15 protein-coding genes, 1 pseudogene and 1 riboswitch are annotated in these 15532 nt (G+C 62.5%); of the genes and pseudogenes, 13 read left to right on the top strand and 3 right to left on the bottom strand.

The features are described 5' to 3' along the window. Positions 1-33: 33 nt before the first annotated feature. Positions 34-588, top strand: coding sequence for a hypothetical protein (locus ABEA18_RS00175; protein ID WP_345446629.1), 555 nt, complete (start codon positions 34-36; stop codon positions 586-588). 92 nt (positions 589-680) lie between these two features. Next, the gene (locus tag ABEA18_RS00170) at positions 681-1439 is read left to right on the top strand and encodes a DUF5677 domain-containing protein (RefSeq protein WP_345446626.1); all 759 of its coding nucleotides are present in this window, start codon (positions 681-683) and stop codon (positions 1437-1439) included. A 495-nt stretch (positions 1440-1934) separates the two neighbouring features. Here the strand turns inward: ABEA18_RS00170 and ABEA18_RS00165 are convergent, their stop codons facing one another. Next, the gene (locus tag ABEA18_RS00165; protein WP_345446623.1) at positions 1935-2801 is read right to left on the bottom strand and encodes an LGFP repeat-containing protein; all 867 of its coding nucleotides are present in this window, start codon (positions 2799-2801) and stop codon (positions 1935-1937) included. A 559-nt stretch (positions 2802-3360) separates the two neighbouring features. Between ABEA18_RS00165 and ABEA18_RS24570 the strand changes: the two genes are divergently transcribed. From ABEA18_RS24570 to ABEA18_RS00155, 3 genes are all read left to right on the top strand, one after another. Further along, positions 3361-3717, top strand: coding sequence for a DUF2510 domain-containing protein (locus tag ABEA18_RS24570; protein ID WP_425550450.1), 357 nt, complete (start codon positions 3361-3363; stop codon positions 3715-3717). A 108-nt stretch (positions 3718-3825) separates the two neighbouring features. Then, complete coding sequence (locus ABEA18_RS00160; RefSeq protein WP_345446620.1) at positions 3826-4239, top strand: hypothetical protein; 414 nt, start codon at positions 3826-3828, stop codon at positions 4237-4239. A gap of 431 nt (positions 4240-4670) precedes the next feature. After that, positions 4671-5441, top strand: coding sequence for a hypothetical protein (locus ABEA18_RS00155; protein ID WP_345446617.1), 771 nt, complete (start codon positions 4671-4673; stop codon positions 5439-5441). A 590-nt stretch (positions 5442-6031) separates the two neighbouring features. Here ABEA18_RS00155 and ABEA18_RS24565 read toward each other — a convergent pair. After that, a pseudogene (locus ABEA18_RS24565) lies at positions 6032-6394 on the bottom strand (tyrosine-type recombinase/integrase); the annotation flags it as partial. A 279-nt stretch (positions 6395-6673) separates the two neighbouring features. Continuing rightward, entirely contained in the window at positions 6674-7822 is a 1149-nt protein-coding gene (locus ABEA18_RS00150) for a GGDEF domain-containing protein (protein ID WP_345446614.1), read from the bottom strand. Between the two features lie 160 nt (positions 7823-7982). Here ABEA18_RS00150 and ABEA18_RS00145 point away from each other — a divergent pair, with 160 nt between their 5' ends. The 8 genes from ABEA18_RS00145 (at position 7983) to ABEA18_RS00110 (ending at position 15504) form a co-directional block, all read left to right on the top strand. Beyond that, positions 7983-8864, top strand: coding sequence for a cytochrome (locus tag ABEA18_RS00145; RefSeq protein WP_345446611.1), 882 nt, complete (start codon positions 7983-7985; stop codon positions 8862-8864). 50 nt (positions 8865-8914) lie between these two features. After that, positions 8915-9481 carry a peptide deformylase gene (gene def / locus ABEA18_RS00140; protein WP_345446608.1) on the top strand — a complete coding sequence of 189 codons (567 nt, stop codon included), beginning with the start codon at positions 8915-8917 and terminating at the stop codon, positions 9479-9481. After that, a complete protein-coding gene (fmt, locus tag ABEA18_RS00135; RefSeq protein WP_345446605.1) occupies positions 9478-10398 on the top strand; it encodes a methionyl-tRNA formyltransferase in 921 nt (306 codons plus the stop codon). The genes def and fmt overlap by 4 nt, the downstream gene beginning before the upstream one ends. Next, a complete protein-coding gene (locus tag ABEA18_RS00130) occupies positions 10395-11945 on the top strand; it encodes an RsmB/NOP family class I SAM-dependent RNA methyltransferase (protein WP_345446603.1) in 1551 nt (516 codons plus the stop codon). The genes fmt and ABEA18_RS00130 overlap by 4 nt, the downstream gene beginning before the upstream one ends. 93 nt (positions 11946-12038) lie before the next feature. Continuing rightward, on the top strand, positions 12039-12701 hold the full coding sequence (gene rpe, locus ABEA18_RS00125; RefSeq protein ID WP_345446601.1) for a ribulose-phosphate 3-epimerase: 663 nt from the start codon (positions 12039-12041) through the stop codon (positions 12699-12701). Between the two features lie 79 nt (positions 12702-12780). Further along, positions 12781-12935, top strand: a riboswitch (FMN riboswitch). Between the two features lie 84 nt (positions 12936-13019). Continuing rightward, on the top strand, positions 13020-13718 hold the full coding sequence (pnuC, locus tag ABEA18_RS00120) for a nicotinamide riboside transporter PnuC (RefSeq protein ID WP_345446598.1): 699 nt from the start codon (positions 13020-13022) through the stop codon (positions 13716-13718). Then, entirely contained in the window at positions 13715-14866 is a 1152-nt protein-coding gene (ribD, locus tag ABEA18_RS00115) for a bifunctional diaminohydroxyphosphoribosylaminopyrimidine deaminase/5-amino-6-(5-phosphoribosylamino)uracil reductase RibD (protein ID WP_345446595.1), read from the top strand. The genes pnuC and ribD overlap by 4 nt, the downstream gene beginning before the upstream one ends. Then, positions 14866-15504, top strand: a complete 639-nt coding sequence (locus ABEA18_RS00110; RefSeq protein ID WP_345446592.1) for a riboflavin synthase — start codon at positions 14866-14868, stop codon at positions 15502-15504. Before ribD ends, ABEA18_RS00110 begins: the two co-directional genes overlap by 1 nt. The last annotated feature ends 28 nt before the right edge of the window (positions 15505-15532 follow it).

Genomic DNA, 15532 nt, shown 5'->3' with positions numbered 1-15532 from the left:
ACCTAGGCGGTTTGGCACAGATAGGCTTTCTCCGTGAAACGCATCTCTCCCTACTTTTGGCCGGCAGTCTTCGTTCTCGGGGCGGTAGTGGGGGCTATTGTGACCTGCGTCGTCCGATTCCTCACAGGTCCAGGGAAGGCGATACCAACGCTTCAGATGGGGGCCGTCAGCATTGCCGGGCTCGCGTTCGCCGTTGCGATCCTGACCTTCTGTTTCAACTGGAGGAAGAGCAAAACGGACCTCTTCATCTCCATGCACGAAAAGCTGATTGACCCCGCGGTCCAGAATGGGCGCAAGGTCATTTCGGACAAGGTCAAGGGAATAGGAACCATTCACCATCTCACGACAACAGAGTTTGAGAGCGCCAACCGGGCATTGGCGCTCTACGACACGCTGGCCATGTACGCCCGTAGGCGGTACATCATCAAGCGCGACTTCATCGGAACGTGGGGGTTGGCGATGCACCGGCGCGCCCCACAGATCCGCGCGTTCATCGCCTATCGAGCGTCCATGGATGGTTATATGTCCTGGAAGCACCTTTCCTCGATGCTGGACGTACTCGACAAAAACCCGCCGAAGGACAACTAGCCCACCGGGCCTCTCGTTGCGGCGCCGGACCATTGACCCCAGGGTGCGTTGAACAGTCGGACTTGGAGCTTGCCGCCCCCTAGGATCAACTCATGGACGCACAGAGGCGGAAGCTGTTCCGGCGCATATTCTTCGACCTGAAATCAATCTGGCTCCACGGGCCACAACCAACGTCGCTGCAAATAGGCGAGATCAATCCCGAGGAATTCAACACGTGGTCGTCGGTTGCGCTTGCCTGGGGCTGGACGGCCAGAGTGGCCCGCTCGTGTGAAGCGGCTATTCGCTTGTCAGATGACGGATTCGACGAGGAGGCGATCCCACTACTCCGTTCTGCCACGGAGCACGCGATGTGGTTGTGGTGGATCAGTAAAGACGGCGGCAAAGTCGTGGAAACCCTTCAACGGAAGCAAGCCGCAAGCCTTCAAACCCTAATGAAAGCCCAGGAGATCGGATGGGCACTGGACTCTCCAACTCTGGCCACTATTGAAGAAATCATCTCGCAGGCTTCGGAGCGACACAAAGAACTCGACAACTTTGGCCGCCTCTCGCATCTCGCAAAGAGGTACCCGGAAGATCTCGGAAACCTGTATCAGGGATGGCTAATCGAAACGCAGGTTTCGCATCCCACCATCCAGAGCAGCAGCGGGTACTTTGAGGCAATTCCGGATAGCCATCCCGACGGACCCGGCTTCAGGCTGACGCGCAAGTCCAGCTCGCAGCAGAACAACGTTGCTGCCAAGTCGGTCATTGCCTTCCATGTTGCGCTGACCGCATTTTCTGTGGTGGCAAGTTTGGATAATTATTACTCGCCCAAGCTGAAAAAGATTGAGGATCAGGTCAGTCAGATATGACTATCAGCCCGCCCGACGCCAAGTGATCTTCACCGGAACGACAACGCGCTGCCCGTTGTGTGGCGCGGTATCCGAGATCATTAACGGCAGCATGTCGGCGCCGGGCCGCGGTGATGAGCCGCGCTACTTCATGTACGGAGCCCATTCCTTGACTATCTGGTTTACGGGCCACAGGTCGTTATTGGCGTTCGTGAAGTCGGCTTCACAAGCGGCACTGCTCACGTCCTTGCAGTCCGAATCCGCCGGATTCGCGCCCAACCGGGCCAGTGCTGCATTCGTTCGTTCCACAAGCGGCTGAATCTCCGGTGACGCCGACGACAAGGCCGTAAGGTCCTGGGCCCGCGCTCATGGCATCCGAGGCTAAGTTAGACACCACGGCGGCACACCTCACGGGCCGGGAGCCTAGCTTTTCCAGCCCCGTGCAGGACTGAACGGCCGAGGTTCACGCTTTGCGGACGGGCAGCGGAAACACTGGGGTTGCGAGTTACCCGTTGGCTAGCGCCAGATGACCTTGATGCCGCTGTACGGCGTCCACGTGATGGACCCGTGTTCAAAGTCCTGCCTGATCTCGTTCCCCAACCAGGCGCCAGATTCATCGCTTGTGGGGTAGCCGAGGCGACCCCATGACCAGCCGAGGCCTTCGTAGGTGGACTTGATGGCGCCTTTGACGTAGTGCGCCCCGGTGGCGGCGCTCCAGAAGTACACACCTTTCTGGAACCACTGGTAGCAACCGCTGTTGGGGGCAGTGCATTGCTCGTCTCCGGTGGGGTAGCCGATGCCGCCGTAGTATCCGGCCCGGAGCCAGCCCCAGCCGATGGCCCCGTGAATCATGGATGCACCGGTGGCTAGGGACCAGACGATCTGGCCATTGTCGAAGTATTGGACGCAGCCCCCGTCGGTGTAGCCGTAGCCGCACATCTCCTCGAGGTGCGGGTATCCAAGCGTGCCCCACGCCCAGCCGAGCTGAGCAAACTTGGCCTCGATAGCGCCGTGGACCCAGCTCCCGAAATAGCCAGGGGACGTTGCCGACCATACGATTCCACCTTGGAACCACTGGTAGCAGCCGCCGCCCGGGCCCATGCAGTTGATGTCCCCGAGCGGGTAGCCCATTGGTCCCCACGCCCAGTTCTTCTGCTCGTACAGTGCTTGAAAACCGTCGGTACGAACGGTGGCCGCGGCCGTCGTCGGCGACCACCAGGTGATTCCCTTCTCGAACCACTGATAACAGCCGCCGTGAGGGGCCGTGCACACTTCCTCGCCGAGCGGAAGGCCTAGGGCCGCATATCCGCCGTCGGCAAAGTATTTCGCGCCCGTCGGGGTGGTTCTAAGTACCCCCTGAGCGCTGGGGTTTGAGTTATCCAAGGTTGGCTGCCAGAAGGCCGTCCCATTCTGGAAGTCTTGCGTGCAGAGGAGGTTCGACGGGCAGCTTTGGTTAGCGATCGGTGGGCCGTAGGAGGTAGCGATCGCTTGGCTGTACCACTTTGCGAATGGACCGGCGACTACGAAACCACTTGGGGCGGGGATTGGCGGCGTGGTTGCGCCTGCCGGCAATTGTGTCGGTGCCGTTGTCTCTGGGAGAGACGTCGCAGCGAGCGCGGGCGCAGTCACACCGCCACAGATAACAGCACCAGCGGCTAACGCGGACAGGAGGATCCGAGCGATCCTCCGACCGCGGAATTTGGTAGCACGCATGCGTAGTCCTTCCCCAGTAACGCCCCTCCGACGGGTGGCACTAGGGGAGAATATCCTGCGCGAGCAATCGGTGGAGTAGACACGCTCTAGCCGCCGCTTTGGTGACTTCACCTCCAGACGCGCACTCTCCGTAAATCCTGCGCCTCAGATGCACCTATCTTGCCGCTCTGGGGATTAGCATTACCGAAGGCCCGCCCTGGGCCGATTCGCAGAATTGGGGAGACGACGAATGAGCAATCCGGCTGGCTGGTATCCGGACCCGTCTAATGCGCCTCAGACGCGGTATTGGGACGGCGATTCATGGAGCAACGACGTTCGACCTTTCGGGCCGCCAGATGCCGTGCAGGCGGCGCCAGAGGCACCACGGAAACGGCGAGGCAATGGCTGGATCATCGCGGGATGCCTAATCGCTTTCGTGGGCATCTTCCTTGGCTTTATTGCCGCAAGCACGACAAACGTTGACACTTACGGGCACACCACACAGGGCGGTCCAACTATCGCCACGTTCCTTGTCATTGGCCTAGGGCTGGCCCTGGTCGTTGTTGGATTCTGCATAAGGCTTTTTGCCGCAGTCGAGAAACGCTAGTACACGAAACAGCGCGGGCGAATAGTCCGCCGTAAGCAATACGATCAGCACGCGGCCGGACTTTCGCCGGCCTGAAGCGGCGACTACCTAAGATTGGGACAATTCAGCATGGGCAGACTCTTTGACGGTCCTTGGCCGATCATCATCATTTTTCTTATCGTCATCGGCGGCGTAGTCGCCCTGGTGATGTCCCTCACGAACAAGTCAAGGAAGGTCGACCAAGCCTTCCTTGGGGCCGTAGTCCCGCCACAGGGCTCAGCAACCGGAGTCTACGGCCCTGGCGGAAGCGCCGGGTTGCAGCCGCACCTGTACATGCAAGGCATGAGTCACCGTTCCACCGCTACAACCTTCGGTGTCATCGGGTTGTTCGTCCTAGGTATCGTCTTTGGGCCGTTGGCGCTCGTACAGGCGAACAAAGCGGAGGCTCTCGGGGTCAAGGCAACAGCCGGCAAGGTGCTGGGTTGGATCAGCGTGGCCTTCGCCATACTGTGGCTGCTTTTCATCGTCGGCCGCATATTCTGACCTAGAACGCCGACCTTTACTATTGCCGCAGCGGTCCAATCGAAAATGGGGGTACGTACCTTGGAGTTCAGTAAGTCGGCGGGCGTGTTCCTCTCCGGCATCATCTTTATCGTCGGTGGCTCCGTCCTGTCCTGGGCCTTCAGCTACTTCGCAGGCGTGTTGGTTTCGCGCAATTCCGACCCCCAGCTATTTGTGATCTTGGCGTATTGTGCACTTGGCTTGGTACTTCTGGGGTTCATTCAACTGGTGGTGGCGGCGTATCGCGCCCTCGTGAAGATTGATGCGCTACACGTGCCAGCGCCGAGGGCCGCTGAGTCTGAGTGGCATAGGTAGCGGACACTGCAGGGATTCCATGTCCAACGACGGGGCACCGCGCCCGCGGCCAACGCGATCCAACTGACCAAGACGGCAAGAGGGGCAGAAACGAGCGCATGAACGAGACAGCGGATGCTTCGGCAAACCTCATCGGGTCTCTTGCCGGGGCGATATTTGGAGCTGCAATCGGCGGCTCCGAGGGTGCGATCATCGGAGCGATTGCAGCGCCCGCGGTGGAAGAAACGGGACGACACATATTAGCTAGTGTTTTGAGCTTCAGGGAACGGAAACGAATCGATACCGCGCTGAATTCCGCGGGGCAACAGGTTCGAAGTCTCTACGCCGAAGGATACAAACTGCGGGCGGATGACTTCTGGCAGGCGCGCGGAGGCTTTCCCCCGCCTGCCCAAGAGGTCCTGGAAGCGGTGCTCTTGGCAGCAAAACGAGACCCTGAGGAGCGGAAGGCCACCTACATGGGGCGCATGTTTGCCCACATTGCCTTCGACGACGGGATTTCTCCATCTGCAGCACACTGGGCAGTTACGACCGCCGAGGCCCTCTCCTGGTCTCAATTTCAGCTTCTAGCGGTCGTTGCTCGGGCTGAACAACTGGATGTAAACGGGATAGTCGTTGGAAAATCAGGGGAAAATTGGGACAGCTACGCTCTTCACTGTGACCTCAGAGAGCTGGGTATCGACAACAGACATCTGATATTTGGCGGCGAGGAAAAAACTTGGAACAAGATCTCGCTACCGTCCTCCGCCTTGCAGACCTTCCACTTCGGAAGCGGAGGAACCTTGCTGCACGGGCTGCTCGGGCTTGAAGGCATTCCTATCGATGACCTCGTGGATGTTGTAACGCGTTTGCGAGCCCCCATCTCAGGTTGAAATGGGGGGGGTACGGAGCCGGGGACCAGGGATCTGACGAAGGGTTTCGGGAAGGGATTCCAAACAGGAAAAGCCCCCCACCTCGTAGAGCGTGCTGGGGGATAGGTGCCCGCCAGTGACCGTGGGAACAGCAGACCCTTACGACCGGACTGCGCAAACTCGGCTATGTGGGCCTTGAGCATCTCCATTAGGTGTGGCGGAACAGCCACGTCGCGGATTCCCGCGTCTGACTTCGGCTTGCCCACGATGACATTGCCGTCAGCTCTGACGACTCCCCGGCGGACGTGCAGCACGCCGTTCTTTGCGTCGACATCGTCGCGGCGAAGTTCAACGAGTTCACCGAACCGGAGGCCGCACCATGCGGTCAAGAGGGTCAAGGTCTTGTATTTCGCCGGCATGGCCTGGACCAGTGACGTGATCTCCGTCAAGCTTGCCAGCCTAATCTTGTGCGCGCGCTTGGAGGTGCCGGCACCCTGGATGTGGCATGGGTTGGCCGGGATCAGTTCGTCCTCGACGGCGGTGGCGAGGACGGTCCGCAGGAGGCCGTAGGCGTGAGCTTTGGACCTTGGGGCCGAACTTAAGCTTGAGTGCCATTCTCGTACCAGCGGGGCAGTGATGGCCACCAGTTTGATGTCGGCGAACTTCGGCAGAATCTTGGCATCAAGCAGTGACCGGTAATGTGCGCGGGTGCGTGGCTTTAGTTCTCGCTCGGTGATCCCTTTTTCGGCGAAGGGGCCAAAAGCGCCGTTCTGTTTGTTTACTGCCTGGGCTGTTCCCCAAGCTCCGTTGCTAATCTCGCGGCGTCGGTCGGACAGCCACGCCTCAGCATCCTCCTTGGTGTCAAACGTGTGTGGCGCTAGGTGCTTCACGGTGTATGGCCCGACATAATGAGTTTGGTAACGCTTGGATGGGAGCTTTCGGATAGCTCCGAAGCCTCGCCTTGAGGTGGCCATGATTCTCCGTTCGTGCAACATACGTGCAATAACGGTGTAATTCAGTGTCCTCTTGTGTACTTCTATGGCAGGCGCTACTGTTTCGCATATTCGCTGATCAGGGCCGGTTTTGCCGATACCAACCAGTATCACCAGTACCTAGGCAACACTGGTTCGAACCCAGTATCGCCCACCAAGAAGAGGTCCTGTGCGAAACATTGTTCATGTTTCGCACAGGACCTCTTGTCGTTGCTCGAGAGTTCCTGGCTCAAGCCGATACTCAAGCCGATTGAGGCCCGCTCACGCGGGAGGCACTGCCCTGACCACCCGGTTCCTTCCGAGGGACTTGGCTTCGTAGAGGGCCGCATCGGCGGCGGCGATCATCGCCGCGAGGTCGACTGCGCCGAATTGGGTTGAGGTGACTCCGTAACTCACCGTCGGAAGGTGGATGTCGACGAGGTTTTTGCTTGCCGCCAAAGAGCGATTGATGTCGCCCGCGATGCTTTCAGCCCGCTCCTGGCTGGCTCCCGGCAAGAGCAAGATGAATTCTTCGCCCCCGTATCGTCCGACCAGGTCGGTGGATCGTACGGACTCGGAGCACGCAGCAGCGAATGCCTGAAGGGCGGCGTCACCGGCGGCATGACCAAACTCGTCGTTGATCGCTTTGAAATGGTCCAGGTCGGCCAGGATCAAGGAGGCGACGGAGCTTGTGGCGTGCAGTCGCTCGAGTTCCTTGGTAGCCAGGTCCATGAACGTGCCACGGTTGAGGAGCCCCGTCAGGTTGTCGCGTGCAGCACGTTCGCTGAGCCGGTTGATCAACTGATCGTTGCTCAGGGCTGTCATGCTGAAAGAGACGGCAACCAGGAGTATCAGCGTGACCAGGCTGGCCATTGAGGGGCCGAAATACAGGCGGAAGTTCGGTCCACTTGGACCTTCGACGAGGTACACGGACAGGCGGCAGAAATAGTAGGCGGCAAGGAATCCCGCGGCCAGGGCCATCGACTTGTGCACGTGGGAGTAGCTGGAATCCAGCAGCCATAGATCGCGGGACGCCAGCGCGATGCCCACCGTCATGAATCCCAGATAGACCAGGCCCCCGGACCAGGTGTTGTAACCGGGGCTTTCCAAAACGGAGGCGAGGGCCGTGACGCCGCAGGCCGCTGCAAATTGCCATCTCGGCGGCGGCAACATCCTGAGGGACCGGGCGCCGGTCCACACACTGAACGCTCCGCCCACCAAGAGGACGTTTCCCGAGGGGTTCGCCCAGATTTGGTACGGCGTGCCGTTGAGCAGGAAAGCAAGGTTCCCTGCAAGGAAGAACAGGAGGGCGATGCACCACCACCCGTTGTAGGACGACCGTGTGCGCCTGAACGATGCGTAGAACAAGAGGAGCAGCGTAAGAGCGACCACGCCAAGGGCGACTCGCAGTGTTGTTATATCGAGGACCAAGATTCGCTCCCGTAGCCGAGGACGTGACCAATTATGGCACCGGGAGTCGGAGAACCCCGTGCGCCATGCGTGAGGGGCACATTAATTACCGGGTGAGGTCCCGTCGGGAGCCACCAGAGCTCCGCATCTTCTTGTCAGCGGTGTGTGAAAGAGTTTTCCCATGACAGATCCACTGCTTGCCCATGCCACCGAATACGGCCGGATGTATGCCCGGTCCACGTCCGAGACCTTCTCGGTCCCTTCCATCACCACGGTGATCGGCCAGCAGGCCCACTCCCTGGACGGCTGGTTCGGCTACATGGGTGCCAGCAGCCTGGCGAAAGACCCTGAGCTCCCACAGCACCTTTCCAGTCCTGCCAAGATGAGGCAGGCCGTCAACAAGGCAGCAAAGGCTGCGGAGGTGTACCGGGACGATGCCGCACGCCGTGGCGACCGCGTGCATAACTACTGCGAGCAAGTGGCCCTCCGCGCTCTCGGACGTCCGCACCGCGTGAAGGAAACGCGCGACGAGCTCGCTTCACATGGCGAGGAGGCCTTCGCGGCCCGTTTCGATGAGTGGTGGGAGCTGTACCGGGTGGAGCCCATTGCGCCGGAGATCACTGTGTGGAACGCCAGCGTTGGCTATGCCGGAACCCTGGACCTCGTCGCCAAAATCAACGGCAGGGTTTGCCTGATCGACTACAAGACCAAAGGCACCACCCGCGATGGAACAGTGAAACCCCTCGACGACAAGGTGGTGATGCAACTGGTTGCGGGCATGAAGGCCGAAGAAAGTCTTGTGGATCCAGTGGCAGGGGAGTGGGAGCCGTGGAAATACGGTGAAAACCCTGTCCTGCTCGCGGTGGCTATCGGCGAGACCGAGGTGCGTCCCCAGCGCGCCAACCCGGACGTCCTCAAGCACCACTGGTGGAAGTTCTGCGCCTTGAAACGGGTGTGGGAGATGTCTGCCGATGTGGCCGCGGCCGGAACGGCGCTGCTCCCTGTAGCTCCGCCGTCGTACCCTGCCGCCGCGGCGCCCGCGGCCTCAACTAAACTGGCCTAGGCCCCTTTTGCCGGGACCCAAGCTTCGCCGATCGTGAGGAAAGACAGCACATGGCCATTTTGAGTATCCGTATCATCGGCGACCCCGTGCTCCGCACGGTTGCTGATCCAGTCACGGAATTCGGGCCAGAGCTCGCCAAACTCGTGTCGGACATGACCGAGACCATGGAAGACGTGGACGGTGCCGGGCTCGCCGCGCCGCAGATCGGCGTCAGCCAGCGGGTCTTCACTTACCGGATCGGGGGTGTGGAAGGCCACATCATCAACCCCGTGCTCGAGAGCAGCGATGACTTCCAACCTGACGAGGTAGAAGGCTGCCTCTCCATTCCCGGACTCGCGTTCCCGGTTCGCCGCCGCAGGACCACCCGCGCCACCGGCGTGGACCTGAACGGCAACCCCGTGTCCGTTGAGGCGGAGGGCATGCTCGCCCGCTGCTTCCAGCACGAGACCGACCATTTGGACGGGATCCTGTTCACGGACCGACTGGAGGGTGAGGACCGGAAAACCGCCCTCCGTGCCATCCGCGCAGCGAACTACCACTCCGTGACTGAACGGACCACCGCCAAGAGGGCCAACACTGTGGGCTCGAGCTTCGGCAGCTTCGGAGCCGCCGAATGAGGGTGCTTTTCGCCGGCACCCCGGCTGTCGCAGTCCCTTCCCTTGACGCGCTGATCGAGGCCGGTTTTGAGATCGCGGCGGTGCTTACCAGGCCGGACGCCCCAACCGGCCGCAAACGGATCCTGACGCCGTCGCCTGTGGCAGCACGTGCAGCTGAACTCGGCATCGACATCATCCACGCCTCGAAAGTGGACGCCGGGACCACCGAGCGGATCGCTTCGTACGAGCCTGACGTCGCAGCGATCGTCGCCTATGGGGGCCTCGTCCCCAAGGCCGCGCTCGGAGTACCGCGCCACGGCTGGATCAACCTCCACTTCTCCCTCCTCCCTGCCTGGCGCGGCGCCGCACCGGTCCAACGTTCAGTCATCGCCGGCGACGACATCACCGGAGCTGCTACCTTCCTCCTCGAGGAAGGACTCGACACCGGACCGGTCTTCGGGACGTTGACGGAAACCGTACGCCCTGAAGACACGGCCGGCGACTTGCTGGAGCGGCTCTCGCGGAGCGGAGCGATCCTGCTCACCCAGACCCTCTCCGCCGTTGAGTCCGGCAAAGCGGCCCCCCAGCCCCAGCAAGGCGACGTCTCGCTCGCGCCCAAACTGACGCTCGACGACGGCCGGCTCGAGTGGACGCAACCGGCCCTCGCCATCAACCGCAGGTCCCGTGGGGTCACGCCCGAACCGGGAGCATGGACCATGCTCGACGGACAGCGCGTCAAGCTGGAGCCTGTAGCTTTGCGCCCGGACATCCGGGACCTTGCACCCGGCGAGGTCCGGGTTGACGGCAAAAACGTCCTGGTCGGGACCGGATCACATGCAGTTCAGCTCAGGGGGATCCAGCCTGCGGGCAAGAAGATGATGCCGTCGGCCGATTGGGCCCGTGGTTTGGCAACACCAGAAAGCGTGGAATTCGAATGAATGAGTCCGGCCGGCGCGGCCCCAACAACAGTGGGAACAGGGACGGCGGGGGCCACGGCAACCGCGGTCCCCGCGGCGAAAGCAACCGCGACGCCCAAGGCCGCGAACGCAACAGGGGCCCGCAACGCGGTTTCTCCACCAACGCACCGTCCCAGCGGACCCGGCGCGCGGATCCGGCACGATTGGTGGCGTTCGAAGTCCTGCGCGCAGTCGCTTCGGAAGACGCGTACGCAAACCTCGTGCTGCCTTCACGGATCCGACATCACCACCTCGACAAGCGCGACGCCGGATTCGCCACCGAGCTGAGCTACGGGGCACTGCGCGGCCAGGGGATGTACGACGCCGTCCTGGCCGAGTGTGTCGACCGGCCCCTCGCCCAGCTGGATCCGGCAGTCCTGGATGCGTTGCGACTTGGTGCCCACCAATTGCTCGCGATGCGCGTTCCTGCCCACGCCGCACTCGACCAGACTGTCGGGCTGGCCCGCGCGGTCATCGGAGCAGGCCCGTCGTCGCTCATCAACGCGGTGCTCCGGAAAGTGACCGCAAGGACGCTTCCGGAGTGGCTGGACCACCTGCTGGAAAACGAGACCGACGAGACCAGGATCGCTTCCGTACGCCACGCGCACCCGGAATGGATTGTGAGGGCGCTGCGCCAATCGCTCGTCATGCACGGCCGTCCCGCGAGCGAAATCAACGAGCTGCTCGAAGCCGACAACGCGGCCCCTGTGGTGAACCTGGTGGCGTTGCCCGGCATCGGCAACCTTGATGAAGCACTTGAAAGCGGGGCTACTCCCGGCGAACTCGTCATCGACTCGGCGCTGTCCAGCGGCGGCGACCTCGGGCGCATGTCCTCCATCCGCGAAGGCACTACACGCGTCCAGGACGTCGGATCCCAGTTGGTAGCCCGCGCCGTCGCGGCCGTGGACCTCGGACGGGGCGCCAAGGAAGGCGAGAAGTGGCTGGACCTTTGCGCCGGCCCCGGTGGCAAGGCCGCGCTGCTGGCCGCCCTCGCCCGCCAGGAAGGTGCGAGCCTCTTGGCCAATGAACCCGCAGAACACCGGGCGAAGCTGGTCAGCCAAGCCCTCTCGGCGGTTCCGGCGGACGCCTGGAGCGTGCGGGTAGGCGATGGCCGCGACGTCGGCAAGGAACAACCGGAAACCTTCGACCGGGTTCTGGTCGACGTTCCCTGCAGCGGCCTTGGCGCGCTGCGCCGCCGCCCCGAATCACGGTGGCGCCGGACGCCCAAGGACCTTGCCGATCTCGGTCCGTTGCAGCGTGAATTGCTCAACTCGGCCATCGACGCCGTCAAACCGGGCGGAGTGGTGGCGTACGTGACGTGCTCCCCGCACCCAGCCGAAACCACCGCCGTCGTCAGCGATGTCCTGCGCAAGCGGGAAGACCTGGAGCAGATCGACGCCGGTGCGGCCTTGGACTCGGTCAGCCTGACCGGCAACCTCGGCGCCGGGCACGAGTTGACAGCACAATTGTGGCCGCACGTGCATCAAACCGATGCGATGTTCCTGGCGCTTATCCGGAAGAAGCCGTAACCTTCGGCGCCTTTCCCCGGCTGAAAGTCCCGCGTGCCTAAGCTGGAGAATTGCCAACACCACCAGACCGCCACCAACACTGAGGGAACTGCCTTGACTGAGTGCTGTATCAACCCGAGCATCCTGTCCGCGGACTTCGTGAACCTGGAAGCCGAGCTGAAGAGAATCAGCAACGCCGACGCCGTCCACGTCGATGTCATGGACAACCACTTTGTCCCGAACCTGACGCTCGGCCTGCCGGTCGTGGAGCGGATCCAGGCTGTGAGCCCGGTCCCGCTGGACGCCCACCTGATGATCGCCGACGCCGACCGCTGGGCGCCGGCCTACGCCGATGCCGGTGTGGCTTCCGTGACCTTCCACGCGGAAGCGGCGATGGCTCCCATCAAGCTCGCCCGTGAGCTCCGTGCCCGCGGTGCCAAGGCTGGTATGGCCCTTCGTCCGGCCACGCCCGTGGAACCCTACCTGGACATGCTTAGCGAGCTGGACATGCTCCTTATCATGACCGTGGAGCCTGGCTTCGGCGGGCAGTCCTTCCTCGACGTTACGCTGCCAAAGATCCGGCGGGCGCGGGCGGCGATCGAGGGTTCAGGTATCGGCGTCGCAATCCAGGTCGATGGCGGCGTCACGGAAGAGACCATTGTCCGGGCAGCAGAAGCCGGCGCGAATGTGTTCGTTGCCGGATCCGCCGTCTACGGCCATGCGGACCCCGCTGCGGCTATTGAGCGGCTGCGCGCCGCCGGCCTCGCGGCAATGTGACAACAATGACGCAATTGCCTGCATATTGGTCAGGGAATACATCGGCCATTGCTCCAGTTGTGTCAGAATAGCAATACACATACGTGCTCCGGGGTCGGTGTAATTCCGAACCGGCGGTTATAGTCCGCGACCCGCGAGCCATCGCGTTTCCTTCACGGGAATCACGACGGCGGACGGTTGAACTGGTGGAATTCCAGTACCGACAGTTAAAGTCTGGATGGGAGAAGCACGTACAGTCATGCTTGGGCGTTGCGTGCGCCCGGCATTGCGCTGTCGTACACCCCCGGAGCCATCGCGGCATTCGAGGGAAGGAACGACATGGACTTTCTGCGATGGCTCTTCGAAGCACAGATTCCCGTAGGTGGATCTGTCCTTGTTCTTCGCGAAGTGCTAGGCAATATTTTCGGGCTCGCCAGCGCCCTGGGCGGCATGCGCCGCAAAGTCTGGGCATGGCCCATCGGGATCGCAGGAAACATGCTCCTGTTGACGGTCTTTCTTGGCAACGTTTTCGGTGCCGCCTCGCCGGCAACCCTGTGGGGCCAGGCCGGACGTCAGATCATGTTCATCAGCGTCGCCGCCTACGGCTGGTACCGCTGGCGGCAGGGCCTCCAAGCAGGGACCCACGGCCGCGCCATCGTGCCCGGCTGGGCAAGCCCCAAAGTGCGGATCGGAATGGTGGCCTCCATGATTGCGGGAACCGCTGCCCTGACTCCCGTCTTCGATTCCATGGGTTCGTACCCTCCTGTATGGGCAGACGCCTGGACCTTCATGGGTTCACTCCTGGCGACGTATGGCATGGCACGAGGATGGACCGAATTCTGGCTGATCTGGGTTGCCGTGGACATTGTCGGAGTTCCGCTGCTATTCAGCGCGGGCTATTTTGCCAGCGCTTTCATGTACCTCTTTTACGGGTTCTTCACACTTGCCGGATTCTTTGTCTGGTGGCGTGCGGACCGACGTGAAGGCCAACCGCTCAGGCCAACGCCCGAGCCGGAAACCGTGGGAGCCCTCACATGAACGACGCCTCGAAGCTGGATTTCCCGGAGGCTGAGTCTGCCGCCATGGAGACCGCATTGCACGTGGCCCTCCGGGGACACCGTGGCGCCAATCCCTTGGTGGGAGCGGTTGTGCTCGGGCCCAACGGGGAGCAACTCATCACGGGCTACCACCGCGGCGCCGGCACGCCCCACGCCGAGGCGGACGCGATCGCGAAAGCGCAGGCAAGGGGCCTCGACCTCGCCGGAACAACCATGGTGGTGACCTTGGAGCCCTGCAACCACATAGGCCGCACGGGACCGTGCTCCCAGGCGATCATTGACGCCGGCATATCGCGCGTGGTGTACGCCGTCGACGACCCCCACGACCCGGCCGCAGGAGGTGCCGGCAGACTTCGCGCTGCCGGCGTGGACGTGCGGTCCGGGCTGGACGCCGCCGAGGCCTGGAAACTGAACCGCGAGTGGTTCAATGCGGTGGAGGCGAGGCGCCCGTTCGTCACGCTTCACATTGCGCAGACCCTCGACAGCAGGATCGCGGCTACCGACGGGACCAGCCAATGGATCTCCAGTCCGGAATCGCTCGCCGACAACCACGGACTGCGCCGCCTGATTGACGCCATCCTGGTGGGCACCGAAACCGTCCTGGTGGACAACCCGCGGCTGACGGCGCGGGAGCCTGATGGCGAAGTATCGCAAAGCCAGCCACTCCGGGCCGTCATGGGGCTGCGGGATGTCCCTTCGGATGCCGCTGTCCGGGGGAGCGACGGAAAGTTCATCCACCTGCCAACCCGCGATCCTGCCGAAGCTTTGGAGTTGCTGTTCGCCGAAGGCGTCCGGCACGTCATGGTGGAGGGCGGCTCCCGCATCCTGAGCGCCTTCCTCGCCGCGGGTCTCGTGGATGAATTGATCGTCTATCTTGCGCCCACCCTGCTGGGCTCCGGTACACCTGCCCTGACGGATCTCGGCATCTCCACCCTCGCCGACGCCCAGCGCTGGAACTGGGACGACGCCGGTGGCGGTGCGGTCCATGCGCTGGGTCGCGACCTCAGGCTGCATTTGAGGTCCGGACCATCGGACGGAAACAAACCGGCTTGGACGAAGTCCCATACCGAACACCACGAACCATTTCCGGGCAAGGACGCCTCGGAGACAACCACAGGAGGACATTGATGTTTACCGGAATCGTTGCTGAACAAGGCACGGTCCTGTCCGTCGAGCACGACGGCGAGGCCAGCGCCACGCTGCGCCTCATGGCACCCAGCACCACGGAGGGGCTTGGCTTGGGCGGCTCCATCGCCGTTAACGGCGTGTGCCTCACCGCGACGGACATCGACGGCCGGGAGTTCAGCGTCGACGTCATGGGCGAAACCCTCGTCCGAACCACTATCGGCGAACTGACTGCGGGCGACACCGTGAACCTCGAGCGTTGTGTCCAGGCGGGCGGACGCCTGGACGGCCACGTTGTCCAAGGCCACGTCGACGGCGTCGGGCACCTTCTGGAGCGCGAGTCGCTGGGCAACTGGGACCGCCTCCGCTTCGCAGTGCCGGCCCCGCTGGCGCGCTACATCGCCGAAAAAGGGTCGATCGCCGTCGACGGCGTTTCACTCACCGTAACCGCCGTCAGCCCGGCCGAAGAAGAGAACCCCTGGTTTGAAGTGGGACTCATTCCCACCACGCTGGACGAAACCGGGCTCGGGGCCAAGGCCACAGGCGGACGCGTCAACCTCGAGGTGGACGTCCTCGCGAAATACACCGAGCGCCTGCTCTCCTTCCGTTCGCCGGCAACTGCCGCTGGGGCTGCCCAGTGAGCGCCGCACACAACGGCAGCACCACAGT

It is taken from the genome of Arthrobacter gyeryongensis (assembly GCF_039543785.1).
In the GTDB taxonomy this organism is placed as follows: Bacteria; Actinomycetota; Actinomycetes; order Actinomycetales; family Micrococcaceae; genus Arthrobacter; species Arthrobacter gyeryongensis.
This window is presented reverse-complemented; position numbering and strand designations above follow the sequence as displayed.

Bases quoted from the DNA above. Each gene is read 5' to 3' on its own strand.
- ribD (WP_345446595.1), top strand. From the start codon at position 13,715: ATGAACGACGCCTCGAAGCTGGATTTCCCGGAGGCTGAGTCTGCCGCC.
- ABEA18_RS00130 (WP_345446603.1), top strand. From the start codon at position 10,395: ATGAATGAGTCCGGCCGGCGCGGCCCCAACAACAGTGGGAACAGGGAC.
- ABEA18_RS00145 (WP_345446611.1), top strand. From the start codon at position 7,983: ATGACAGATCCACTGCTTGCCCATGCCACCGAATACGGCCGGATGTAT.
- ABEA18_RS00110 (WP_345446592.1), top strand. From the start codon at position 14,866: ATGTTTACCGGAATCGTTGCTGAACAAGGCACGGTCCTGTCCGTCGAG.
- def (WP_345446608.1), top strand. From the start codon at position 8,915: ATGGCCATTTTGAGTATCCGTATCATCGGCGACCCCGTGCTCCGCACG.
- ABEA18_RS00160 (WP_345446620.1), top strand. From the start codon at position 3,826: ATGGGCAGACTCTTTGACGGTCCTTGGCCGATCATCATCATTTTTCTT.
- ABEA18_RS00170 (WP_345446626.1), top strand. From the start codon at position 681: ATGGACGCACAGAGGCGGAAGCTGTTCCGGCGCATATTCTTCGACCTG.
- ABEA18_RS24570 (WP_425550450.1), top strand. From the start codon at position 3,361: ATGAGCAATCCGGCTGGCTGGTATCCGGACCCGTCTAATGCGCCTCAG.
- fmt (WP_345446605.1), top strand. From the start codon at position 9,478: ATGAGGGTGCTTTTCGCCGGCACCCCGGCTGTCGCAGTCCCTTCCCTT.
- ABEA18_RS00155 (WP_345446617.1), top strand. From the start codon at position 4,671: ATGAACGAGACAGCGGATGCTTCGGCAAACCTCATCGGGTCTCTTGCC.
- pnuC (WP_345446598.1), top strand. From the start codon at position 13,020: ATGGACTTTCTGCGATGGCTCTTCGAAGCACAGATTCCCGTAGGTGGA.